This is a genomic window from Nocardia sp. NPDC058633, from assembly GCF_042717045.1.
Taxonomy (GTDB): domain Bacteria; phylum Actinomycetota; class Actinomycetes; order Mycobacteriales; family Mycobacteriaceae; genus Nocardia.
The window spans coordinates 293879-315865 of record NZ_JBHXRA010000008.1 but is presented as its reverse complement, the minus strand read 5'-3'; the positions used below and the strand labels follow the sequence as shown (position 1 = coordinate 315865).

General features: G+C 68.0%; 21 protein-coding genes and 1 pseudogene. 8 read left to right on the top strand and 14 right to left on the bottom strand.

Annotation, left to right across the window (positions count from 1 at the left end):
• Window positions 1-26 precede the first annotated feature (26 nt).
• Window positions 27-296, bottom strand: coding sequence for a hypothetical protein (locus ACFWUR_RS13310; protein ID WP_378906344.1), 270 nt, complete (start codon window positions 294-296; stop codon window positions 27-29).
• Here ACFWUR_RS13310 and ACFWUR_RS13305 point away from each other — a divergent pair.
• Together ACFWUR_RS13305 and ACFWUR_RS13300 are read left to right on the top strand one after the other, a co-directional pair.
• Window positions 268-618, top strand: a pseudogene (locus ACFWUR_RS13305) (cupin domain-containing protein); the annotation flags it as partial. The gene ACFWUR_RS13310 and the pseudogene ACFWUR_RS13305 sit on opposite strands and share 29 nt — an antisense overlap.
• Window positions 619-792: 174 nt before the next feature.
• Window positions 793-2496 (top strand): hypothetical protein, encoded by a 1704-nt coding sequence (locus ACFWUR_RS13300; RefSeq protein WP_378906342.1) that lies wholly within the window; start codon window positions 793-795, stop codon window positions 2494-2496.
• 25 nt (window positions 2497-2521) lie between these two features.
• Here the strand turns inward: ACFWUR_RS13300 and ACFWUR_RS13295 are convergent, their stop codons facing one another.
• The 3 genes from ACFWUR_RS13295 to ACFWUR_RS13285 all read right to left on the bottom strand — a co-directional run bounded on the left by ACFWUR_RS13295 (window position 2522) and on the right by ACFWUR_RS13285 (window position 5076).
• Entirely contained in the window at window positions 2522-3298 is a 777-nt protein-coding gene (locus ACFWUR_RS13295) for an alpha/beta fold hydrolase (protein WP_378906340.1), read from the bottom strand.
• 100 nt (window positions 3299-3398) lie between these two features.
• Window positions 3399-4490 (bottom strand): MBL fold metallo-hydrolase, encoded by a 1092-nt coding sequence (locus tag ACFWUR_RS13290; protein WP_378906338.1) that lies wholly within the window; start codon window positions 4488-4490, stop codon window positions 3399-3401.
• Between the two features lie 67 nt (window positions 4491-4557).
• Window positions 4558-5076: a MarR family winged helix-turn-helix transcriptional regulator gene (locus tag ACFWUR_RS13285; protein ID WP_378906336.1), complete on the bottom strand. Its 519-nt coding sequence runs from the start codon at window positions 5074-5076 to the stop codon at window positions 4558-4560.
• 73 nt (window positions 5077-5149) lie between these two features.
• Here ACFWUR_RS13285 and ACFWUR_RS13280 point away from each other — a divergent pair, with 73 nt between their 5' ends.
• Window positions 5150-6589 (top strand): FUSC family protein, encoded by a 1440-nt coding sequence (locus ACFWUR_RS13280; protein ID WP_378906334.1) that lies wholly within the window; start codon window positions 5150-5152, stop codon window positions 6587-6589.
• Window positions 6590-6684: 95 nt separating this feature from the next.
• Here the strand turns inward: ACFWUR_RS13280 and ACFWUR_RS13275 are convergent, their stop codons facing one another.
• The 3 genes from ACFWUR_RS13275 to ACFWUR_RS13265 all read right to left on the bottom strand — a co-directional run bounded on the left by ACFWUR_RS13275 (window position 6685) and on the right by ACFWUR_RS13265 (window position 9284).
• Window positions 6685-7599 carry a nitrilase-related carbon-nitrogen hydrolase gene (locus ACFWUR_RS13275; RefSeq protein WP_378906333.1) on the bottom strand — a complete coding sequence of 305 codons (915 nt, stop codon included), beginning with the start codon at window positions 7597-7599 and terminating at the stop codon, window positions 6685-6687.
• Between the two features lie 192 nt (window positions 7600-7791).
• Window positions 7792-8601, bottom strand: coding sequence for an SDR family oxidoreductase (locus tag ACFWUR_RS13270; RefSeq protein WP_378906331.1), 810 nt, complete (start codon window positions 8599-8601; stop codon window positions 7792-7794).
• Window positions 8598-9284: a hypothetical protein gene (locus ACFWUR_RS13265; RefSeq protein WP_378906329.1), complete on the bottom strand. Its 687-nt coding sequence runs from the start codon at window positions 9282-9284 to the stop codon at window positions 8598-8600. Before ACFWUR_RS13265 ends, ACFWUR_RS13270 begins: the two co-directional genes overlap by 4 nt.
• A gap of 109 nt (window positions 9285-9393) precedes the next feature.
• Between ACFWUR_RS13265 and ACFWUR_RS13260 the strand changes: the two genes are divergently transcribed.
• The 3 genes from ACFWUR_RS13260 to ACFWUR_RS13250 all read left to right on the top strand — a co-directional run bounded on the left by ACFWUR_RS13260 (window position 9394) and on the right by ACFWUR_RS13250 (window position 12268).
• The gene (locus ACFWUR_RS13260; RefSeq protein ID WP_378906327.1) at window positions 9394-10071 is read left to right on the top strand and encodes a TetR/AcrR family transcriptional regulator; all 678 of its coding nucleotides are present in this window, start codon (window positions 9394-9396) and stop codon (window positions 10069-10071) included.
• A gap of 119 nt (window positions 10072-10190) precedes the next feature.
• On the top strand, window positions 10191-11555 hold the full coding sequence (gene hpnE / locus ACFWUR_RS13255) for a hydroxysqualene dehydroxylase HpnE (protein WP_378906325.1): 1365 nt from the start codon (window positions 10191-10193) through the stop codon (window positions 11553-11555).
• Between the two features lie 176 nt (window positions 11556-11731).
• Complete coding sequence (locus tag ACFWUR_RS13250) at window positions 11732-12268, top strand: DUF2637 domain-containing protein (RefSeq protein WP_378906323.1); 537 nt, start codon at window positions 11732-11734, stop codon at window positions 12266-12268.
• A gap of 71 nt (window positions 12269-12339) precedes the next feature.
• Here the strand turns inward: ACFWUR_RS13250 and ACFWUR_RS13245 are convergent, their stop codons facing one another.
• The 3 genes from ACFWUR_RS13245 to ACFWUR_RS13235 all read right to left on the bottom strand — a co-directional run bounded on the left by ACFWUR_RS13245 (window position 12340) and on the right by ACFWUR_RS13235 (window position 15156).
• Window positions 12340-12624: a hypothetical protein gene (locus ACFWUR_RS13245; protein WP_378906321.1), complete on the bottom strand. Its 285-nt coding sequence runs from the start codon at window positions 12622-12624 to the stop codon at window positions 12340-12342.
• A 152-nt stretch (window positions 12625-12776) separates the two neighbouring features.
• A complete protein-coding gene (locus tag ACFWUR_RS13240; RefSeq protein ID WP_378906319.1) occupies window positions 12777-13925 on the bottom strand; it encodes an AI-2E family transporter in 1149 nt (382 codons plus the stop codon).
• 58 nt (window positions 13926-13983) lie between these two features.
• Window positions 13984-15156, bottom strand: a complete 1173-nt coding sequence (locus ACFWUR_RS13235; RefSeq protein ID WP_378906318.1) for an aromatic ring-hydroxylating dioxygenase subunit alpha — start codon at window positions 15154-15156, stop codon at window positions 13984-13986.
• 113 nt (window positions 15157-15269) lie between these two features.
• Here ACFWUR_RS13235 and ACFWUR_RS13230 point away from each other — a divergent pair, with 113 nt between their 5' ends.
• Window positions 15270-15893, top strand: coding sequence for a TetR/AcrR family transcriptional regulator (locus ACFWUR_RS13230; protein ID WP_378906316.1), 624 nt, complete (start codon window positions 15270-15272; stop codon window positions 15891-15893).
• Window positions 15894-15998: 105 nt separating this feature from the next.
• Here ACFWUR_RS13230 and ACFWUR_RS13225 read toward each other — a convergent pair whose 3' ends face one another.
• Genes ACFWUR_RS13225 through ACFWUR_RS13210 form a run of 4 tightly spaced genes read right to left on the bottom strand, consistent with a single transcriptional unit; the run spans window position 15999 to window position 20565 of the window.
• Window positions 15999-17282, bottom strand: coding sequence for a class I SAM-dependent methyltransferase (locus ACFWUR_RS13225; protein ID WP_378906314.1), 1284 nt, complete (start codon window positions 17280-17282; stop codon window positions 15999-16001).
• 60 nt (window positions 17283-17342) lie between these two features.
• Window positions 17343-18215: a sugar phosphate isomerase/epimerase family protein gene (locus ACFWUR_RS13220; protein WP_378906312.1), complete on the bottom strand. Its 873-nt coding sequence runs from the start codon at window positions 18213-18215 to the stop codon at window positions 17343-17345.
• A complete protein-coding gene (locus ACFWUR_RS13215; protein WP_378906310.1) occupies window positions 18212-19402 on the bottom strand; it encodes a dihydrodipicolinate synthase family protein in 1191 nt (396 codons plus the stop codon). Before ACFWUR_RS13215 ends, ACFWUR_RS13220 begins: the two co-directional genes overlap by 4 nt.
• Window positions 19399-20565 (bottom strand): Gfo/Idh/MocA family protein, encoded by a 1167-nt coding sequence (locus ACFWUR_RS13210; protein WP_378906308.1) that lies wholly within the window; start codon window positions 20563-20565, stop codon window positions 19399-19401. The genes ACFWUR_RS13215 and ACFWUR_RS13210 overlap by 4 nt, the downstream gene beginning before the upstream one ends.
• Before the next feature lie 176 nt (window positions 20566-20741).
• On the opposite strand from ACFWUR_RS13210, the gene ACFWUR_RS13205 reads away from it, so the two are divergent.
• Window positions 20742-21782 (top strand): LacI family DNA-binding transcriptional regulator, encoded by a 1041-nt coding sequence (locus tag ACFWUR_RS13205; protein WP_378906306.1) that lies wholly within the window; start codon window positions 20742-20744, stop codon window positions 21780-21782.
• The last annotated feature ends 205 nt before the right edge of the window (window positions 21783-21987 follow it).

Below are 21987 nucleotides of genomic sequence, written 5' to 3'. Positions count from 1 at the left end.
CCTTCCGTGTGCGCGTCACGGTCAGCCTATCGCGTGGCGCGCGGCGCACCGACGACGCGCAAGAGCTTGCTGCGCGCACAGTGCGGGGCCGGAAAAGCCGCGGGCTGTGCGGGTTGACCGTGGTCAATGTTCTGGCGGTTGTCGCGGCTTGTCGGGGGCCATGGCACCGCTCGGGCCCATCCGTCGAGGAAGCGCAGCAGTTCCGAAACCACCTCGGTGAGAAGGTCGTTCGGCTGAGGGTTGGTTGCCGGCGAACGGGCGGCGTAGCCGATCCGGCGGTTCGGGCTGATCTTCATCCCGCTGTCACGGCGGCCGGGTGGGGTGCAGGCGTTCAAGATGATCATTCCCGCGGTGCCCGAACCGCTCGAACCGACACCGCAGACACATGACGGTTTCGAATGGCTGTACGTGCTCAACGGCCGCCTGCGGCTGGTGCTCGGCGAGCGCGACCTGACATTGCCGCCCGGTGAGGCCGCCGAGTTCGACACCTCCTTGCCGCACTGGCTCGGCAGCGCCGACGGCGGTGCGGTCGAACTACTGATCCTGTTCGGCGTGCAAGGAATGCGTGCGCACGTGCGCGCCGACGCATCTGGGTCATCGCACGGCAAGGGGCATTGACGTGTGGTGCGCTCGAGGACTGCACGAGTCGGCTCGGACTCGATGTGCACTGTGGTGGCGCTCCGGCTCGTTCGACTCGCTGCTGTGAGCACGGACAGGCGTCGGCCTGTTCCATGTACCCCGTAGTGGGAGACAGGGTTCGATAGCGGGGAACGCTATGGTGAGGAATTTCGTATGCGAGGTCGGCGAAACGGTGTCTCGGTGTTGGTGACAGCGCTGGTGGCTACCGGAATCGGAGTGTCGGCGGCAACGCCGATCGCGAACGGGGAGCCGTCCGGTCGCACGGAGACGGTGTACTCGACGTCCTCGCCGGTCACGTCGGTCATCGCGTCGAAAGTCACCCTCGCGGTGCCGTTGCCCGCGGGTAGCCTGCCCCATCCCCAGGCGTGCGACACCCTGTCGTATCTGCGGTGGCGAGCGGTCGACGGGCCCCGGTCCTCGTCCGACGCCGAGCGGGTGCTGGTCGCGCAACCCGGCGTCTTCGAGGGCGCGGGCGCCTTCGACAGTGTTGCGCGCAACACCGTCGCGCGGGCCGCCGAGTGGGGGCGATACATCGAATTCTGGGCGTTGGATCGGCGGTCGAACTGCCTGGAGGACCACACCGGGGTGACCGCCGCGCTACGGACCGGATCGTTCGACACCGCGGCGGACTACTACTTCCACGGCGCCGAGGCCGACGGTCGCCGGTTCGGCGGGTACGCCGAGGGCGAGGCCACCGCGTGGTTGCGAGATCAAGGGCTCGCACAGACTCTGCGCGACGAATACGACGTGCTGCGCATCGAATTCCCCGACCAGGCGGTGCGAAAGCGCAAGGTGCTGTGCGGCGGGCACTCACTGGGCGGGTTCGTCACCGGCTATTTCGCGGGGTGGGACTTCGATGGAGATCCGGCAACAACAGACGACGCCGGATACAACCAGTGCTCCGGCTATTTCGCGCTCGACACCACCATTCAGGCCGGATCGAGCCTGCGTGGCTTGCAAGTTCCCGAACTCCCCGCGCCGATCGCCGCAGTAGCGGAAACCGTTTCGCTGCAACTCGATACGGCGCTGCCGGTCCTACGCCTGCCCGCGGTGATCAACCCCGAGACCACCAATCTGCTCGCCTTGGCCGGTCTGGCGGCCCGGCTGAACCCCGACGGCGTCAACGACCTCGTCCGACGCCTTCCCGACAATCCCAACATCGCCGCGACCCTGCGAACCCTGCTCTCCCAGAACGCCGCGATGTTCGCCACCGGTCACCCGGATGTGCGTCAGCTGAACGCGACCAACGAAGCCGTGCTCGGCGCGATCCTCGACGACAACTCCCAACCACTCGGATTCCTGCAGGCCAGCGTAGGTTTCGTGACCGGCGGCCCGATCGGTCCGAAATCGTTCCCCCTTCCGGACTCGATCGCGCTGAGCCCGCACGCCATGGGCATGTTCGGCGACGCGCCGAAGATCTCGCCGACCCTATATCGCCCCGACACTCTCTATCGCTGGGCGGACTACGACGACACCGCGGATCTGGCCGGCCCCTACACCTCGGCCGGCAGTGAGGTGACAGCCATCGGCGAACTGGCCCGCAGCCTCTGCGAACCACCCCTCGACTTCACCGAATGGTATTTCCCCACCCGCCTCACTCTCGACATCCAGCAGACAACAGCGCCGTCCTACGCCGCGCATCACCTTCACCTCGACGGCGTCGATCGCAACCCCATCCTGACTTTCCGTAGCAGTGGCGGTATTCCGGTCGCCGACTCGGGAAGCCCCCGCGACGAGGTGATCCACCTGCCCGGCTACAACCACATCGACGTGCTCACCGCCGCGGCTCGCCAGAACGACGGCCGACCCGAGGTCGTCTCCACCCGCCTCGCCGAATTCGCCACCGGCACTTCGTAGTGGCGCGCGAGCAGCGATCTCGCCGTCAGCGACCGATACTCGCGCCGGTGGTCTCCAAGATCGTTTCCGCGACCAGGCGCGGGTTGTCGACCATCGGGACGTGACCGACGCTGGGCAGGATCCGGTAGTGCGCGTCCGGTAGCCGTTGCTGGGCGACGGTGCCGTAGATCTGCGCAGGCAGAATTCGATCGTGCTCGGACCAGGCCAGCGTGATCGGGCACGGCAGTGGGTCGAGCGGGGCGATCTGCTCGTCGGTGCCCAGCAGGTCTGCGGTCACCGTGCACTCGAGCAGGTCGCGAGAGATGTCGAGGGCGGCTGCGTGGGTGGCGCGGTCGCCCCGAACCGCGATGTCGCGCAAGATGATCCGGCGCACCAGAGGTGAACGCAGCGCCAGTGGCGTCACCGGACGGCCCAGCTTCGCGAGTGTCAGTGCGTGCGCGATCCTCCCGGTCGACGCCGAATGGCTCGCGCTACCCGAGTCCCAGAACCCGGCCGGGGACAAGGCGCAGACGGTGACAGCGCGGCCACGGCGCGCCAATTCGATCGCCATCCAGCCGCCCAACGAGTTTCCGGCGATATGGACCTGGTGCAGGCCTCGCGCATCGAGGTCGCGTTCGACGTTGTCCACGAGGTGCGCGCATCGCGTCGGCCGCTCCACCGCGGGGGGCCCGTCGCGATGGCCGAGCGCGGTGGGGCTGATGATCTCGTGATGGGGGGCCAGCAGCGGCACCACCTCGGCCCAGGCGCGCGCCGACATCGTGACGCCGTGCAGGAGTAGCAGCGGAGTGTTACTGGTGGACATAGCAATCCTTCGGATCGGTGAGGCACAACGCGGGTTGTCGGGCGGCGGTGTCGCGAGGTGGTTGTCACGGTGCCCGCAAGTCCATCCGCTCGTTCATTGTCTAGACGGCGAAGGTGAGGCGGCTGGGGTTCAGGTAGTCGCTCGGGTCGTGCATCAGGCGCAGTTCGGGGCGCGATGATGCCGGGAGGCGGGCGAATTCGCTGTGCAGCGGGGTGTCGTAGGTCGCGGCGCTCGCGGTGAGGCCGGGCAACCAGTTGTCGTGATGGCTCGGGACGAACACGGACGGGGCGAGTGCCTCGATATAGGTGCGGGGGTCGCGCATGCCGTTGGTGATCTGGTTCAGGCCCTGGACGGCGCCGATCTGCACGTCGGTGGGCGGTAGACCGGCGAGGACATCGAACACCCCCGGCGCCTTCTCGGTGAGCGGTCCGGCGGAATCGTGCCATGCCAGGGCAAACCCGGGGACTCGCAGTTGATAGAGCAGCGAACCGCCTTCGGCGTCGCCCAGCCGAGGCAGGTTTTCCAGTACGCCCTCGAGGGTCGGCGGATGCTTGACGATGGTGCACAGCTCGGGCACCGGGAAGAACGGCGACGAACTACGGTCGGGCGCGGTCGGTGCCGAATGCAGGTGCCGGACCGCCGTCACCTCGACCGCGCCGACGGTGAAGTCGTGCCGCTCGCCGGGCACGGTGAGCTCGCTGCCGAGCGCGACGGTCTCGAACGTCGGATCACTCACCTGCGCGCGGATGTTCGCGCAATGCTCGGCGGTGCCGTACACCACCGCACCGCAGGCTTGCGCGATCCGGCCGGCGTCACCGGCGTGATCGAAATGGCCGTGTCCGATCAGGATCGCGGCCGGTGCGAGGTCGGCCAGATCCTGCGGCGTCGCGGGGACATAGCCGCTGCTGGTGATCCGCGGTACCCACGCGTCCAGCAGCAGTACCGACCCCCCGATGGCCAGCGCGTAGGTGGTGCACCCGACCCACGACAGCGCCACCCGGTCGGCGCGCACCTGACCAGCGTCGTCGACCAGGTCGTCGCCGAAGAACCGCCGCCGCGCCGCCACGGTGCGTGGTGCGCCCGATTCCGCGCCGGCCTCCAGCTTTCCCGCCAACAAGACCGCCGCGGCGCCCAGCGCCGAACCCAAAATCGTGCGGCGACCGATCGAGCCGCGTGGACGCGTGTTGAACATTCCGGTACCAGACCACGGAATCGGCATCAGGGCAAGGCCTCCACGGCCCGGGATCACTCGTCGGCTCTCAGGGCTCCGCGGTGGGCCAGGATGCCGCGTCGGTGTTTCGGGATACTCGGCGCAGCAGTGTCACGAGCGTTCGTCGCTCCTGCTCGTCCAGGCCTTCCAGCAGTCGGCGGTCTCGTTCTACGCGGCTGGGTAGTTCGGCGTCGACGAGTTCGCGGCCCGCGGCGGTCAGCTGTAGGAGCACCACTCGGCCGTCCAGTTCGAACGGCAGGCGTTCGAGGAGTCCGATCTTGGCCAGGCGGTCGGCGTGTTTGGTGGTCGCGGCGCCGCTGGTCATCGTTCGCGCGGTCACCTCACTGGCGCGTAGTGGGCGGTCGGCGCGGGCGAGGACGCAGAGGATCTCGAACTCGCCGCGGGTGACGCCTCTCGGTGCGAGAGCGCGGTCGAGTTGGTGCAACGCCAGTGCGCTGATCCGGTTGATGCGCCCGAGCACGTCGATCGTCGAGGTGTCCATCTCGGGATAGGTCCGGGCCCATTCGGCGCGAACGCCGTCGACGAAGTCGGGGGAGGTGTCGGGCATGCGCTCATCCTAGCGACTGGCCTCACACTATTTCAGATATGTTTTACAAGTAAAATACATTTAGGATAGACGCGTGCCTACTGCGACTCCCGACCTGCAGCACCCGACCGGCGCCACCTCCACCCGCCTGCGCCACTGCGGTGGCGCGCTGGCGCACTCGGTCTCGGCGGCCACGTGGCGGCGGGCGCTCGCGGTGCGGCCCGCCGACGCGACCGTGGCGGTCTCGATGCGCGTCGGCGCGGCCGCCGCGGTGGTGTTCGTCGGCTGCGGTCTCCTCGATCTGCGCCAGTACGCGGGCTTCGCGGTGCTCGGCGCGCTGGCGTCGGCGTTCGCGCGGCATGAGCCGATGGTTCGGGTCGCGGCCAAGGTCACCCTCGTCGGCGTGCTGCTGGTCGCCTTCGTCGGCGGCGGCGGGCTGCTCGCGCTCGCGCACGCGCCGATCTGGGCGCAGGTCGCGCTGATGGCTGTCGGTGCCGCGGTCGCGGCGGTGTCGGTGACCGCCTTCCGGATCACCGGGCCTGGTCCGGTGATCCTCGTTTTCGCGGCCACCGCGGCCGTCGGTTACGTCACCGCGTTCGGCGACGTCGTCCGGGCGTGCCTGGCCGCGGCGATCGGGGCCGCGGTGGGACTGCTGGCGCAAGTGGCGCCGCTGCTGGTGCTGCCGCTGGGGCCGGCCCGACTGGCGGTCGCGCGGGCGCTGTCGGCCGTGGCCGCGCTCGAGCGCGGCCACGCCGTCGAACCGGCCCGCGCCGCGATCGCACTGGCTCGGGAGAAGGTGGCGCTCAGCGGCGTTCGAGGACATGACTCGCGTCATCACCGTGACCTGGTCGCGCTGCTCGACGAGGCGCAAGGCGCGGTCGACGCCTGGGCGGCGGGGGACCCGACGCGATTGCTGGAGGTGGTTCGGCACGAGGCCGAACTGCGCAAGATCAAGCGTCGTAGCGTGATTTTCGACAGCGATGACATCGAGGTGTCCGAGCTGCCGCGGCCCGAGGGGTTCGTGGCGACCGGGCTGTCCGGGGCGCGCTCACGCGTGGTTCTCGGCAACGCGGCGCGAATCGGCCTCGCCGCGGCCTGTGCGGGATGGTTCGCCGCTGCGGCCGGACTCGACCATCCGCTGTGGGCGTCGATGGGTGCGATGGCCGCGATGCAGGGCGTCTCGTACGCGGTGACCGTGCAACGCGCGATTCAGCGTCTGCTCGGCAACGTCGCGGGCGCGGTGATCGCGGCGCTGCTGATCGCGGCCGGGCTCGGGTACTGGCCGACAGTGGTCGCGATCGTGGTGCTGCAAGTGAGCGCCGAACTGACGGCCACCAGGAACTACGCACTCACCTCGCTCTCGGTCACCCCGATGGCGTTGCTCATGGTCGGCCTCGGGGTCCACATCTCACCCGAGATCGGTGTCAGCCGGATCGTGGACACGCTGATCGGCGTCATGGTGGGCGTTGTCGTCGCGGCCGTGACCATCAGTCACTCGGACCGGCAGCATCTTCCGACAGCCACGGCGATCTGAGCGGAGAAGACCGCCCGGACGACGCGGCACGGTCGCGAGGATCTACGACCCGGCGCAGCCCCGCATCAGGGTGACGGCACCGAGGATCGGATCGCCTACCCGGCCGACGATGCCGGCACGGAATCATGCGAGGGCGCGATCGGCGCTGTGTGCGCAAGGCGGCGTCGGTCACGATCGGTGGCCACGATCAGGTCGGCGACCAGCAGGCCTTCCTCGTCCTCGTTCATCGGCACGGCGAGGTCGCGTCCGTCGGGCCCCAGGATCCGAGCGACGCCACTGCCGCCGCGAAGCACGCGCCGTCGGCCCGCGTCGGTGGCGACGGCCTCCCAGCCGGCCACCGGCACTACCGCCGTCGGAGCGATCACATAGCTTCGGCTCGCGCGGGCGTACCGGCGGCAGGCATCGGTACTCGATTCCGGCCCTTGCGCCCTCGCTTCGCCCAGGTGCAGGGTGAATCCCGGCCAGGAGGCGATATGGATCTGCTCGCGAGCCTGATGCATGTCCTCGCACACTCCGGGGAGGAGATGGTCCGTGCCGCCGAGGACACCCACGCGGCCGATTGAGGTGTCACGCAGCAGCGGACGCCGAACCGCCGTGCCGAAGACGGTGCGTTCCAGCGCCGTCGGCAAGGCTTTGCGGGAAACATCGATCTCGCCCTGATCGTCGATCAGCGCCTGGGACATGAACACCTGTTTGCCGGCACTCTCGGAAAAGCCGAGGCCGACGTGGATGCCCCTGCGTCGCGCGGCATAGCGAATCGCGCGCAGCTCCGGTCCGTCGGCGGTCATCGAATTCGCCCGGTAGCGGGCCAGGATGTCGCCGTCCCATTCCACGGCGCGCAGCCACATCCACCACGGGAAACCGGGAACGAACGTCTCGGGGAAGGCCACCAACCGCGCACCCTGATCCGCTGCCGACTCGATCAGTGTAATGACCTGATCCACGCCTTCGGACAGGTTCAGCCATCGGGGCGCGGCCTGCACCGCTGCCACTCGCACCCTGCTCGACATAGTTCTCCTCGTTCCCACCTGTGACACGTTGCTGCAGGAAGGACACGCGGCTTCGCGAGAACTCACGCACCGAACGCTGAGACACCGGTCACCGTGTGCTCGTCACGGGCACACGGTGACCGGTGTCGGCAGACTTCTCGGCGCTGGTGTGTGTACAGCGCCGAGCGAGTCGGCGCGTGGGTTGTCGGCTTCTCAGGACGACCGGGTTCTGTCGAGGTAGGCCTGTCGTTCGCCCGGATCGAACGCGCCGTAGTCGGCACCACCGACGAATCGTTTGAGGTGCCACATGATCTGCGCGGGGATGATTTCCTCGAGCAGGCCGATCGGGGCCAGGTAGCGGGGCACGGTCACCTCGCCTCGCCCGTGGGTGGCGCTGTCGATGATGGCCGCGGCGACGGTTTCGGGTGTGAGGGTGGGTTGCAGGCGTAGGCGGACACCGGCTGTCAGGTCCGTGTGGGTGGCGGCCGGCATGATCGTGGTCAGGGTGACGCCGGTGCCCGCGAGTTCGGCGCGGATCGCCCGCGAGAGGGCGACCACTCCGTACTTCGACGCGCAGTAGGTCGCGATACCCGGGGTGGTGACCTTGCCCGCCATCGACGACACGTTCACGATGTGGCCTCGACCGCGCTGGATCATGGCGGGGAGGGCCAGGTGCGTTCCGGTCAGTACCGCGCCGAGGTTGATCGCGAGCTCGCGTTGCAAGGCGGCGAGGTCGTGGTCGACGAAACGTCCCATGAGCTGGATTCCCGCGTTGTTGACCAGCATGTCGATCGGCGCTCGTGCCGACGCGACCTGAAGGAAGTCCTGGAAGCAGGCTTCGTCGGTGACGTCGAGGTAGTGAGCGTGGGCGCCGAACGCGTCGGCGGTTTCCTGCGCGGCGGCGAGGTCGCGATCACCGATCCAGACCGTGGCCCCGCGGCGGGTCAGTTCCGCGACGGTGGCGCGTCCGATGCCGCGGGCGCCGCCGGTCACGCACACGGTGGCGCCGTCGAGTTCGATCACAGCGGACTGCCCACGGGATGGCGCAGGGCGAAATAGGCGATGAGACGGATGTCGTCGGCCCCTTTGAACAACAGTGCGCGACCGAGATAGACGCCGGGCGTCAGTTCCACGATCTCGTCGCGGGTCTTGCGGATCGGGAAGGTGCGCACGCCCGGGTTCTTGTACCGCGGCACCCCGTAGTCCAAGGCGCGCACTGTGACTCGCGGTTCGATGAGGCCACGGTCGACGGCATGGTCGAAAGGGAACCCCTCGGCTTCACCGTCGATCATCCGGAGTCCGAGGTAGCCGAAGGTGACGATGGGCATCGCCAGCAACGCGATCGGGGACAGGCGGTTCACGCCCGTCCCGGCCGCCAGATCGAAGGATTTGCCCCGCCATGTCGGGTCGAGCTTCATGAGCTGGTTGGCGAGCGCGGCTTCGGGAATGCCGAACAGTTTCCCGACGATCTGGCCCTCGAGCTTGCCGTCCAGATCGCGGGGCTCGACGCCCGCACCGAAGAGCTGTGCCAGCCCGTCGTGGTCGTCTCGGCTCCCCAGCGCGCGGATGTAAGACCAGGTCTCGGTCCGTGCCCGCGTCGGGCTGTGCTCGGCGAGCGCGCGGAGTTCGCGCAGCATCACGTGTGCGGTGGGCCGGTGGCCTTCGGCTGCGCCGGACTCGGCGACGCCCCTGAGTTCTGTGGTCATCACAGCTCCAAATCTGGTACGGAATAGTACCTATATCAACTGGTACGTCACTGTGCCAGAATGGCTCGGGGGCTGTCAACGGCGAACCGACTGCCGGGGAGGTGGGAGAATGCTGCGCGTGTCCTCAGCCGGTAAACGCAGTTACGGGGGAGAGTCCGCACCGGATCGCGTTCGGCGCAGGCGCTCTCAGCTGATCGACGTCGCCCTCACGGCGATGGCCGAGAACCGGTGGCGCTCCGCGACCGTCGCCGGGCTCTGTGTCGAGGCGCAACTCAACAAGCGCTATTTCTACGAGAGTTTCCCCGATCTCGACACGCTGGCGAGTGCGGTGATCGATGAGGTCTCGGTGGAGGTCGGTCACGCCGCTGTCGCCGCCTACGTGGCGTCGATCGAGCTTCCCCTCGCGGACCAGGCGCGCGCGGCGGTGGACGCGGTGGTCGACGCGCTGGGTACCGACCCGCGCAAGGCCCTGGTCCTTCTCGGCGGCGTGGCCGACAGTCCTACCGCCCACGCTCGGCGCAACGACGCGATGCAGGGGCTCACCGCCATTCTCGTCGGCCACGCCCGCAGTGTGCACGGGGTCGAGCTCGAGGACGACTCGCTGGCCTCGACCGCTCCGGCCTTCGTCATCGGCGGAACCGCCCAGGCGATCCTGTCCTGGGCGGACGGGTCTGCGTCCATCGACCGGGCTCGGCTCGTGGAGGACATCGCCTTGTTGTGGCTCGCGTTGGGGGAGAGCGCGGCGGGTATCGCCCGCGCGAGACTCGAAGCGGCGGGGCAGCGCTGAGTTCGATCCTCGACGACGTCGTTCGATGGCGAGCGTGTATCGGGGACTGATCGGGCCGACGGGTGATCGAACCCGCCGTTCGGCTGATGCAAAGAGAGGATTTGCCTTACATTGCGTCAATGGTGGATATGAACGACCCGCGCCGGTTCGTCGTGATCGGGGGCGGCTTGGCGGGCCTGGCCGCCGCGGTCTGGCTGGCCGAGGCCGGTAAGCAAGTGACCCTGCTGGAGCGTCGAGCCCGCTTGGGGGGCCGCACGCAGGCGATGCACGTCGGCGAAGTGAACGACATCCCGGACAACGGCCAGCACGTGGTGGCCAGTGGATATCGCAGCCTGTGGCGATACCTGGACAGCGTCGGCACGCGCCAGTTCGTGGAGTTTCCGGGCGCGGGGAGTCTGCGCTGGCCGGGTGGGCGCGCGGTGATGTTGTACACCAAGGGATTCGGGGCGTGGCGCACACTGATGGGGGCCCATCCCGATGCCGGTCCGCTGGAACGGTTGCGTGCGTTGCGGTCCTCGCTGCTGCTGGTCCGGCAGGCACTGTGGCAGCCCGAGGACCTCGCCGACATCACCACCGAACAGTGGTTCCAGCGCGTCGGAATGCCGGCGAAAGCGCGTGAGGCCCTGTGGGATTGGCTCGCCCTCGGCATCGCCGCGGAACCGGTGGACAGGGAGTCGGCGAAGGTGTTCGCCGACGTGCTGGCCACCGGGGCGCGGATCGGGATGCAGGACCGGGTGGGCGTCACGATCGGCTACCCCACCGTGGACCTGGACACCCTCTTCATCGCCGGCGCCGAGAAGGCGTTCGAGCGGTACGGGGTCGACGTGCGCTTCCGGGCGGTGGCCCGCAAGATCGTCATCGCCGACGGCCGGGCCACCGGTGTGCAACTGGCGGACGGTTCGACGATCGAGGCCGACGCGGTGATCTGCGCGGTCCCGAACTCCAACATCGGCGGGCTGCTCGACGACCTGCCCGAACACGCCGAAATCTACGCTGCCGCCGACAAACTGGGCGTCACCCCGATCGTGAGCACGAACCTGTATCTGGACCGGCCGCTGAAGACGAAGTCGGCCATGGAGGCGCTCATCGGCGGCACCGGCGTGATCGATCAGGTCTTCGACCGTCAGCGCATGCACAACCGAGACCCCGACGGCACCTGGCTCTACTGCTTGACAACCAGCGGCGCCTACGAGCAGATCCACAAGAGCAACGAGGAGATCGTCGCCGAGCAGATGGACCTCATCCGCCGCTACTATCCGGAAGCCGCCGAGGCGAAGGTGGTCACCGGCCATGTGGTGAAAATGCCGAAGGCCACCTTCTCGCAGGTCCTCGGCACCGACAGCCTGCGCCCCGGGCAGCGCACCTCGGTCCCGAACCTGATGCTGGCAGGCGACTGGACTCGCACCGACTGGTCGGCGACGATGGAAAGCGCCGTCCAGAGCGCCGAACGCGCCGTCGAGGCGCTCCTCGACCTGCCGAGGTAGAGCCGCACCCGTGACGAGTTTCCCGGCGTCCACCCCGCGTAGGGCCGTACTCTGTTGAGTGCCTGCATGTTTGGTGGCCGTAGCCCGTAGGATGGAGCCTGATGGACCACACGGACCCTTTCCCTCGCCCTGTTCCAGTCACGGTGCCGAAGCTGCTTGTGGGCTTAGGGTCAGCGTTGGTTGTCGCCGCGGCGATCGCATCCTTCACCTTCACCTCCACCCTCGCGCGGGTGGCGGGAGTTCCCGAGCACCTGACCTGGTTGTGGCCGGTCGTGGTGGGGCTTACCGTCGCACTGGTCGCCTGCACCTTCATCACGCTGGTGGGTATTCGCGACGAGCGGGCTACGTCGCTGGTGCGGGTGTACGAGTTGCTACTCGTCGCCGCGGTGCTGTCCAGTATCTGCGGGAACCTCCTGTCCATCTCGCGCGATCCGATCGAGATGGGGACCCTCGGGACCGCGATCGTGGTCTCCGTTCCCCCGCTGTGCCTGATGATCTGCGTGGGTAACTACCTGCTGCTCACCGCGGTCGTTCCCGTCCGCATCGTGGCGGCGATCCGGGAGGACGACTGGCGACTGCGGGTCCTCGGCATACCCAGCACGCCCGGGCCGTCGAGAGACCCCGGCCCCGCCCACGATGACGCCCCCTCCTGGTGGGACCAGCATCGCAGCGAGGCGAGGACCCCACCGACGACACCGAAGGCGCGGACCTAGCCGCACATTCCGGCGCGCAGGTAGCTTGCGAAGTCGGTCCTGTCGGCGTTCGGCGCCGACAGGACCGGGTTCTACCCGCAGTTCCGTTCGTCGGATCCGTCGCCACAATCGTCGTCGCCGTCGCACAGCCACTGTCGCTGAACGCATCGGTCGTTGTCGCAGCTGAATTCGTTCTGCTCGCACGACAGTGTGCCGCTGTGGCATTCACTGCGGGCACCGCCGGGGCCGAATTCGAAGGAAACCAGCGTTTCTGTGCCGACCGGGGCGGCGATGTCGGCCACGGCCGGTGCCGACACCAGCGTCACCCATATCGCGGTGGCGCCTAAAGCTGTTGCGAGGACGGAAACGACACGCATGAGGAACCCTCCCTACTGAGATCGGTCTCTTCGCGGACGGAACTTCGGTCTCGCGCAAACGATCGTGCGCTCCCGATCTGCCCAGGATCGCATACGGCGTCGCCGGATCGGCGCAGGTCTGAGCCAATTTCCGCGGGTCACCGGTGACGAGATCATTCGTGGTCGGGGGTGGTGGTCGTTCGTTTGCGGCGCGGAGTCGTTTGTTCGATGCGCGGATCCTCGTTCACCGCATAGCGTTTCACGTACTCGGACAGGAACGCCTGTACCGTCGCGGTGGCCGGGATGGCCAGCAGCGCACCGACCGCTCCGAGGAGCGCGCCACCGGCCAGCACGGACAGCAGAGCGATCGCGGCGTTGACGTCGACGGTGCGCGCGGTGATCCGCGGCTGCAGCAGATAGTCCTGAAACCACTGGTAGACGACCGCGAACAAGACGATCCACACCGCGTCCAGCGGATCGACCGTCAGCGCGACGAACACCGGAACGATCGCGGCGATGTAGGTGCCGATGGTCGGGATGAACGCGGAGATCACGCCGAACCACACACCCAAGGCGATGGGATTGGGCAGGGCGAGGATCGACAGGAACACCGCGTGCACGACCGAGGAGACGATCGCCAGCAGCACCCGCGAGAACAGGTAGCCGCCGGTCTTGTAGATGGCGAGGTCCCAGGCGTGCAGGAAGGTCTGTTGACGGGCGGGCGGCAGCAGCGAACACACCGTGCGCCGCACCCGAGGTCCGCCGGCGGTGAGGTAGACGCTGAACAGCGCGATGGTGAGGACCTGGGCCAGACCGCCCAGGACCGTGGTCGACACACCCCAGGCATTGTCGGCGGCGGTGTGCGCGTAGCTCTCGATCAGATCGGACTCGTGCAGCAGCCGTTCACTGAGGTCGTGCGTCGTGAAGTGCTGACCGAAGGTCCGATTGATCCAGTCGACGCTCTCGTCGAGCAGCCGTGGCGTCTCATGGGCCAGGTTGGTCGCCGTCTCCACCAGCAACGTCACCAGCGAGGCGAGAAAGGCCAGCACACAGGCGAAGGTGCCCACGAACACCGCGCCGGTGGCGAGTCCGCGCGGCACCCCTTTTCGCACGAGCAGCCCGACGGCCGGTTCCATCGCCAGGGAGACGAAGAACGCCACGAACAGGATGACCAGCAGGCCGGTCAGTCGGTGGAACGCCCAGTCGGCGAGCAGGAACACGCCGAACAGCGCCAGTGCCAGGACCATCGCCCGCGGCAGCCACTTCGGCATTCTGGTACTCGCGGGCGCCTGCGCAGCCTTGGCCTGGGGGTCGATGTCCACAGCTCCCAGTGTTGCGCGGGTCCGGCCCATTTCCCGGCACCGACGCGGTCTGTCGCGGTCAGTCCAGGGTGATGCCGAGTTCGGCGGCGAAGGTCTTGATCATGTGCTGCACGCCGATCTCGTTGCGGCCGATGATCATGTGATCGTGTTGGCCACGGCGCACGCCTTCGCCGCACTGGGGCAGCATGGCGAAGTCCTCGTCACGAACGGCGGCGTGCACCTGGGAGTAGATCTCGTCGTAGACGGCACGTTGCTCATCGGTGGTCGCGGGGGTTCTGGCCATCCAACTGTGACGCACGGTGCAGCGGGTAGGCGCCCCGTCGGGCAGCATGTCCAGGACCTCCACGCCGACAGGGCTGTTGGCCAGGATCAGGTTGGGATAGATCCAATAGATGACGCCCATGTTCATCAGGGGGTCCCACGTGCCGGTGGGGTCGGCGTCGAGGGTGGTGATCCAGTTGAACGGGAACCCCATCCGATGATGGCGGCCGAACTCATCGTGGGTGGACGTGTCGGCGACAGTGTTCTGTCCGATCACGCTCTCGCCGTGGACGAACGGGAAGTGGTAGCTCTCGGCGAACGCTTCGAGTGCTCCCTTCCAGCTGACCTCGGACCTGAACTCGCGATCGTCGTGGTAGCCGTAGGAGGCGTAATCCAGTTGTGCCAGTTCGGGTCCCATCGCACCGAGGTGAGCGTCGATGTCGATCGAGCCCTCGGCCGAGAGCACGGCCCAGATGAATCCGTGACGTTCCTGGCTGGGCAGTTCCACCAAGCCGTAGTCGCCGCGTTGCATCCCGGTGAAGCCTGCCTTGCCCGGCACCCCGGCCAGTTCGCCGGTGTTGTTGTAGGTCCACGCGTGGTAGGGGCAGGTGAATCGGGTGGCGTTGCCTGATCCGCACGCCGGTTGCGCGCCACGGTGGCGACAGTAGTTCAAGAACACGTGCGCGGCCCCCGCGCGGTCACGGGTGACCAGCAGCGAGTCGCCCAGCACCGAGCGCACGACATAGTCGTTCGGCTGTGGGATCCGAGCGGTGGGCACGACCGCCAGCGGCGTGCGGCGCAGGATCTGTGACTGCTCTATTTCGGCGATCTCGGGATCGCGGTAATAGTGCAGCGGGACACGCAGTGTGGATTCGGCCATGTCGGTGGTCCGGTCGAGTACCAGGCGTAGTGCACGACGGGTCAGGTCCTGGGTCAATCTGGCCTTCTCGGGCGGAGCGGGGGTCGTCATAGACCTGACCATACAGATAGTCAGATATGTATGGTCAAAAGTTGGGACATTCCCGCGTCCGAGCGCGCCCCGATAGGGTCACCGAGGACAACCGTCCACCGAGAAGAGGTCTGATGCGCACGCACGGATGGTCGGGTACCACCCCGGGCGACGACGACGAAGCGATCGAGCGCATCCTGGCCGCCGCCCGGACCGCCATCCAACGTTCCGGCGGTGAGTTCACCATGGCCGAGATCGCCCGCGACCTCGGCGTCACCCGCCAAACCGTCTACCGGTACTTCGCCAACGCCGATGCGCTCCTGGCCGCCACGGCCCTGGCCGAGGCCGGGCGATTCCTCGACGTCCTCGCCGCGCACCTCGACCAGATCCGCGACCCCGCCGCAGCCGTTGTCGAGGGCATCGCCTACACCCTCGAATGCCTGCCCGAGGACCGCTACCTCGGATTGCTGCTGACCCCCGGTCGCGCAGGCGCCTTTTCCGCCGGGGTCACCTCCGACCCCGCGCTCGCCTTCGGCCGCTCCATCCTCGAACGTTTCGCAGTCGACTGGGACCACGCGGGCATCACCAGCGACCGCCTCGACGAACTCGTCGAGCACATGCTTCGTATCGTCCAGTCGTTCGTCCTCGACCCGGGGCGCCCACCCCGTCGCGGTGTCGAACTTCGCGCGTATCTCACCACCTGGGTCGCGCCGACCCTGCGCGCTCTTCAGTCGGCGGAGGCGTCTCGACAGCTTTAGTCGATGCCGAGTCCGCGCGCCGGGCATTCGAGTCCGATCGTTCTCGGCAGGTGTCCCCGTCGCTCGGGGAGGACCGACCGCGAGCGGCGGATGCGGGCGTTCTCGCTAGCCCCAGCCACCCCGTGTCGCGGGCATGTCGGCGCTGCCCGTTGCTTCCGGCACCACGCCGAGTACCTGGTGAATTCCGAGGCCGCCGTCCTCGAAGCCGAGGGCGGAGGCCGCCATGTAGAGCCGCCAGATTCGGGCTCGTCCGTCGCCGACGAGTGACACTGCCTGTTCCCAAGCGTTTTCCAGATTCGCGACCCAGTGGCGAAGGGTGCGCGCGTAGTGCTCGCGCAGGGCCTCGACGTCACGAACCTCGAATCCGGCGCGTTCCATGGCCAGCACGACTTCGCCCACGTCGACGAGTTCGCCGTCCGGGAAGACATAACGCCCGACGAAGGAACGTTTCTGGATGACGGAGCCGCCCGGTGAGGAGATGGCGTGATTGAGCAGCCTGCCGCGCGGGCGCAGCAGCGCGCGCAGGGTGTCGAAGTACTCGGCGGCGCGCGGGGAACCGACGTGTTCGAACATGCCGATCGAGGAGATGGCGTCGAACTCTTCGCCTTTGAGGTCCCGGTAGTCGCAGAGCCTGATCTCGACGCTGCTCGACAGCCCCGCCTCCGCCACTCGTCGGCGCGCGTGCTCGACCTGCGCGCTGCTGATGGTGACGCCCACGACCTTCGCGCCGTAGGTCGACGCCGCGTGCATCGCCATGGAACCCCAGCCGCATCCGACGTCGAGCAGGCGCATTCCCGACTGCTCGGCCAAGCCCAGTTTGCGGCAGATCAGATCGTGCTTGGCGCGCTGGGCGGCCTCCAGCGAGCCGTCGTCGGCCGGCACGAACCGCGCGCAGGAGTAGGTCATGCTCGGCCCGAGCACCAGTCGGTAGAAGTCGTTGCCGACGTCGTAGTGATGGCTGATCGCCGCCGCGTCACGACGTTTGGTGTGCAGCGGTCCGCGCTGCGGTCGCGCCTCCTCCGGTGGGCGGTGCGGGCGGCGGCCGAGGGCCCCGAGTCGGCGCGCGGCGCCGATGGCCTGCCACGCCGCGCCGACACCGAGACGGGCGTCGTTCGGCGCGGTCGACTGCAGTGCTCGAAGCATCGTGAAGATGTCGCCGTCGAGATCCACTGTGCCGGAGACGAATGCCCGCGCCAGGCCGAGTTCGCCGGGCGCCCACACCAGGTGGCGCAGCGCGTTCGCGGATCGGATGCGCATCGTGCCGAGGCTCTCGCCGTCGGGATCGATCGTGCTGCCGTCCCAGAATTCGAACCCCACCGCAGGGTGGGGCCCCAAGCTGGCTCGCAGCAGGGGTTCGAACGCGGCGGCGATCGTGGCCTTGTTACCCATTCGACCACTATGGTCCGCCTCGCGCCGCCCGGGCGGCAACGACGCGGGCCCGTGTCGGGTTCAGCCCACGAGGGACGGAAGGACCAGCTCTCGGTAGCGCTGTTTCATCGTCTCGATCACTTCGTGGCCGTCGGTGGCCCACACTGCGGCATTGAAGATCTCGACCTCGACGTCCCCGCGATAACCGGCGGTGCGCACCCATCCGCCGATCGTCGCGAAGTCGATGACGCCCTCGCCCATCATGCCCCGCGACAGCAGGGGATCGGCGGTCATCGGGTTCAGCCAGTCACACACCTGGTACGAGCTGATCCGTCCGGACGCACCGGCCCGCGCGATCTGTTCTTCCAGCGTCGGATCCCACCAGAGATGGAAGGTGTCGACGACGACCCCGACGGTCTCGGCCGGATAGGGCCGCGCCATCGACAGTGCCTGTGCCAGGGTGGAAATCACCGCGCGGTCGGCGCAGAACATCGGGTGCAGCGGCTCCAGGGCGATGCGGACGCCACGGTCGGCGGCATACGGGACCAGCAGGGCGAGTCGCTGCTCGACCCGCGCCCGCGCGGCGGCGAGGTCGCGGTCGGGAATACCGCCCATCACCATGACCAGTTCGCGGGTGGCCAGCGTGGCCGCGTCGTCGATGGCGCGGCGGTTGTCGTCGAGTGCCGCCCGGCCCTCGCCCGGCTCGGTCAGGAACCCGCCGCGGCACAGACTGGAGACCCGCAGCCCCGCGTCGGCGACGATCTTGGCCGCCGTGGCGACGCCGATCTCGTCGACCCGGTCGCGCCACAGCCCGATCGCGCCGAGCCCGGCGCGAGCAGCGCCGTCCACCGCCTCGGCGAGGGTCCACCGCTTGGTCGTCGCCGTGTTCAGCGACAGCGACCGGTACGGGTCGGCCAGATCGTAGGGCATGTGCTGTGCCGCGGCCGATGTCATGAGCCCAGTCCGTTCAGTTCGAGGTAGATCCGCATGCGGTGCGCGGCCAGTTCCGGGTCCGAGAGCAGTCCGGCCTTGTCCGCGAGCCGGAACAGCTCGGCCAGATGCGGTACGGATCGGCCGGTGGCCAGACCCGCCACCATCGAGAAGCCGGCTTGCCTGCCGTTGAGCCACGACAGGAACGCGATCCCCGTCTTGTAGTAATACGTCGGTGCGGCGAAGATATGGCGCCCGAGTGCCTCTGTGGCGCCGAGGATTTCCGCGGCACGTGCCGCGTTGCCGTTGTCGAGTTCCTGCAACGCGGTCGATGCGGCGGGGTAGATCGCGGCGAAGATGCCGAGCAGGGCGTCCGAATGCCCTTGTGCGTCACCGATGATCAGCTCGGGGTAGTTGAAATCGTCACCGGTGTAGAGCCGTACCCCGCCGGGCAGCGCGCGGCGCAGCGCGACCTCGTGCGCAGCGTCGAGCAGCGAGACCTTGACGCCGTCGATCTTCGCTGTGTTGTTCTCGACGAGGGTGCGGAACGTGTCGGTGGCGGTGTCGATATCGGCGCTGCCCCAGTACCCGTGCAGTGCGGGATCGAACATGGTGCCCAGCCAGTGCAGGATCACCGGTCGATCGACACGGGACAGCAGTTTCTCGTAGACGTACAGGTAATCGGCCCTCGACCGCGCGACCCGCACGAGAGCCCGCGAGGCCATCAGGATCACCTGCGCTCCGGCCTCGGTCACCACGTCGATCTGCTCGCGGTAGGCATCGACGATCCTGGCGAGCCCCGCCGACCCGGACGGCAGGCCTGCGAGGTCGAGTTGATCGGTCCCCGCACCACAGGCGAGTCTGCCGCCCACGGATGCCGCTTCGCCGCCCGATCTGCGGATCAATTCCGCTGTCGCCCGCCAGTCCAGGCCCATGCCGCGCTGCGCGGTGTCCATGGCATCGGCGACACCGAGTCCGTAGGACCACAATTCGTGCCGGTAGGCCAGCGTCGCTTCCCAGTCGAGAACCGCGGGCGCACCCGGTGTGCTGTCCGCCGTCGCCAGCGGAATCACGTGCGCGGCAGCGAAAGCCACACGTGAGACGATCGGCCGTTTCGGTCGGGTCCACACGCCGGGCGCACCGAGAATGTACGGTTCGAGTCGGCCGTCGATGGGCAGCGCCACCGACACTCCGGTCGATGTCGCGGTCACAGCGTGACCTCCGGGATCTCGATCCGACGGCCCTCGGCGGAGCTGCGCAGCCCCAGTTCGGCCAGCTGAACACCGCGTGCGGCCGACAGCAGCCCGTAGCGGTGTGGTCGTTCGTTCACCACATCGGCGAGGAATTCCTCCCATTGCAGCTTGAAGCCGTTGTCGAGTTCCGCGTTCGCGGGGACCTCCAACCACTGATCACGGAACGGCTCGGTGACCGGAAGATCGGGATTCCAGACCGGTTTGGGCGTGTGCGAGCGGTGCTGGGCAACGCACTTGCGCAGGCCGGCGACGGCGGAGCCGTGTGTTCCGTCGATCTGGAACTCGACGAGCTCGTCGCGGTACACGCGCACCGCCCACGACGAATTGATCTGTGCCACCACGCCGTTCTCCATCTCGAAGATCCCGTAGGCGGCATCGTCGGCGGTGGCCGGATAGGGCTCGCCCCGTTCGTCCCAGCGCGTGGGGATGTGGGTTGTCGCCTTCGCGGTGACGGCCTCGACCTTGCCGAGCAGGCCCTCGAGAACGTAGTTCCAGTGACAGAACATGTCGACGACGATGCCGCCACCGTCTTCGGCCCGGTAGTTCCAGCTGGGGCGCTGGGCGGGTTGGCCGTCGCCCTCGAAGACCCAGTAGCCGAACTCGCCGCGTAACGACAGGATCCGGCCGAAGAATCCTTCGTCGACGAGCCTGCGCAGCTTCACCAGACCGGGCAGGTAGAGCTTGTCGTGGACGACTCCGGCGGTGACTCCGGCGTCGGCCGCCACCCTGGCGAGTTCGACAGCCTCGGTCAGTGTTTCGGCGGTCGGCTTCTCGGTGAAGACGTGCTTGCCCGTCTTCATCGCCGCCGCGAGCGCCTCGGCGCGGCGTGAGGTGACCTGCGCGTCGAAGTAGATGTCGATGGTCGGGTCGGCGATGACGGCGGCGGCGTCGGTGCTCCACTCGGCGATGCCGTGTTGTTCGGCGAGTTCGGCGAGCTTGGCGGCATCGCGGCCGACCAGGATGGGCTCGACCTGGACGCGGGTGCCGTCGGGCAGCAGCAGGCCACCGGCGTCGCGGAGGGGCAGGATCGAGCGCATCAGGTGCTGTCGGTAGCCCATGCGGCCGGTGACGCCGTTCATGGCGATGCGGAGCGTGCGCGGGGCAGTGGTGGAATCGGGCATTGGTCTGTGCCTCTTCTGATTTGCGTGGCTGACGAGCGCAGAGTGGGTCGTGGACGGCGTGGAGGGACCCGCACACGTCGAGTGGACAAGTCAGCGTCGGAATGCGCTTTCCAAGCTATGCTAGTCACGAAGTTCGGTCAACCCCCACGCGCACCGAGAGAACGAGGCACGAAGCCATGGCGGCTGTGAGATTGCAAGACGTCGCGATCCGGGCGGGCGTGTCCCAGGCGACCGCGTCCCGCGTGCTCAACGGCTCGTCGCGGGTCCCCGGCGAAGGCGTCGCCGACCGGGTTCGCGCGGCTGCCGCCGAATTGGGCTATGTGGCGAACGCGCAGGCCCAGGCCCTCGCGCGGTCGTCGACCGGGCTCATCGGACTGGTCGTGCACGATATCGCCGATCCCTACTTCTCCTCGATCGTGCAGGGCGTCCAGGCGGCGGCGCGCCGGGCGGGCAAGCTCGTTCTGCTGGCCAGTACGCAACGCGATTTCGATATCGAACGCGAGTCCGTGAGCACGTTCATCTCCCACCGTGCCGACGCGATCATCCTGGCGGGTTCACGGCAGAGCGGGGATCTCGACCGCGATCTGGAGAAGGAATGCGCCTGGTACCTGGAAAACTGCGGCAAGGTGGTCGTGATCGGGCAGCCGCTGTCCTTCGGTGCTGCCGTGGAGCCCGAAAACCGTTTCGCATCAGCGCAATTGGCGCATGCTCTGCTCGCGCAGGGGCACCGCGACTTCGCTGTCATCGGCGGGCCCGGCCATATCAGGACCGCGGTCGACCGGCGCAACGGCTTCGTCGAAGCCCTCGCGACACAGGGCGTGACGCCGCTGGTGGAGATCGCGGGCGACTTCTCCCGTGACGGCGGTTTCAGTGCCGCTCGTCGCCTGTCCGCCGCGTTGGATCTGCGGCCCGACCAGGTCGGTAGCGCGGCGCCCTGCGTCTTCGCGGTGAGCGACGTGATGGCGATCGGGGCGATCGCGGCGTGGCGCGAGCTCGGCCTCGCGGTCCCCGGCGATGTGTGCGTTGCCGGATTCGACGATATCCCCACGCTGCGTGACCACGTGCCCGGGCTCTCCACGGTCGCGCTGTCGCTGGTCGACATCGGCGAGCGCGCCGTCGCGCTCGCACTCGACGACTCGGCAACGGCGTCGCGGGCCCACGAATTCGCGCCCGGCCAGGTGATCCTGCGCGACAGTACCGTTTTCCGGCCCCTCTGACCTGCGGCGATTCGAAACCCTTGACACTGTGTGGCCGGTCACACTAGCCTCGGTCCCAGCGTCGGAAAGCGCATTCCCAGCGGGTGCAGTTCGAACCCGCTCCACTACTAGCTTGAGGACTCCAGATGGCGGTAATCACGTCCGTCGAGGCCGGTTCCCCTGCACCGAAAGTGACGCAACCCGTTCGCAGTCGGCGCCGGAAGCT

What these genes read in the sequence shown, in the direction of transcription:
- ACFWUR_RS13265 (WP_378906329.1), bottom strand. Translation starts at nt 9,284, where the DNA reads ATGACCACAGAACTCAGGGGCGTCGCCGAGTCCGGCGCAGCCGAAGGC.
- ACFWUR_RS13220 (WP_378906312.1), bottom strand. Translation starts at nt 18,215, where the DNA reads ATGACATCGGCCGCGGCACAGCACATGCCCTACGATCTGGCCGACCCG.
- ACFWUR_RS13205 (WP_378906306.1), top strand. Translation starts at nt 20,742, where the DNA reads ATGGCGGCTGTGAGATTGCAAGACGTCGCGATCCGGGCGGGCGTGTCC.
- ACFWUR_RS13275 (WP_378906333.1), bottom strand. Translation starts at nt 7,599, where the DNA reads ATGTCGAGCAGGGTGCGAGTGGCAGCGGTGCAGGCCGCGCCCCGATGG.
- ACFWUR_RS13260 (WP_378906327.1), top strand. Translation starts at nt 9,394, where the DNA reads ATGCTGCGCGTGTCCTCAGCCGGTAAACGCAGTTACGGGGGAGAGTCC.
- ACFWUR_RS13295 (WP_378906340.1), bottom strand. Translation starts at nt 3,298, where the DNA reads ATGTCCACCAGTAACACTCCGCTGCTACTCCTGCACGGCGTCACGATG.
- ACFWUR_RS13225 (WP_378906314.1), bottom strand. Translation starts at nt 17,282, where the DNA reads ATGGGTAACAAGGCCACGATCGCCGCCGCGTTCGAACCCCTGCTGCGA.
- ACFWUR_RS13310 (WP_378906344.1), bottom strand. Translation starts at nt 296, where the DNA reads ATGAAGATCAGCCCGAACCGCCGGATCGGCTACGCCGCCCGTTCGCCG.
- ACFWUR_RS13290 (WP_378906338.1), bottom strand. Translation starts at nt 4,490, where the DNA reads ATGTTCAACACGCGTCCACGCGGCTCGATCGGTCGCCGCACGATTTTG.
- ACFWUR_RS13245 (WP_378906321.1), bottom strand. Translation starts at nt 12,624, where the DNA reads ATGCGTGTCGTTTCCGTCCTCGCAACAGCTTTAGGCGCCACCGCGATA.
- hpnE (WP_378906325.1), top strand. Translation starts at nt 10,191, where the DNA reads ATGGTGGATATGAACGACCCGCGCCGGTTCGTCGTGATCGGGGGCGGC.
- ACFWUR_RS13230 (WP_378906316.1), top strand. Translation starts at nt 15,270, where the DNA reads ATGCGCACGCACGGATGGTCGGGTACCACCCCGGGCGACGACGACGAA.
- ACFWUR_RS13285 (WP_378906336.1), bottom strand. Translation starts at nt 5,076, where the DNA reads ATGCCCGACACCTCCCCCGACTTCGTCGACGGCGTTCGCGCCGAATGG.
- ACFWUR_RS13210 (WP_378906308.1), bottom strand. Translation starts at nt 20,565, where the DNA reads ATGCCCGATTCCACCACTGCCCCGCGCACGCTCCGCATCGCCATGAAC.
- ACFWUR_RS13300 (WP_378906342.1), top strand. Translation starts at nt 793, where the DNA reads ATGCGAGGTCGGCGAAACGGTGTCTCGGTGTTGGTGACAGCGCTGGTG.
- ACFWUR_RS13235 (WP_378906318.1), bottom strand. Translation starts at nt 15,156, where the DNA reads ATGACGACCCCCGCTCCGCCCGAGAAGGCCAGATTGACCCAGGACCTG.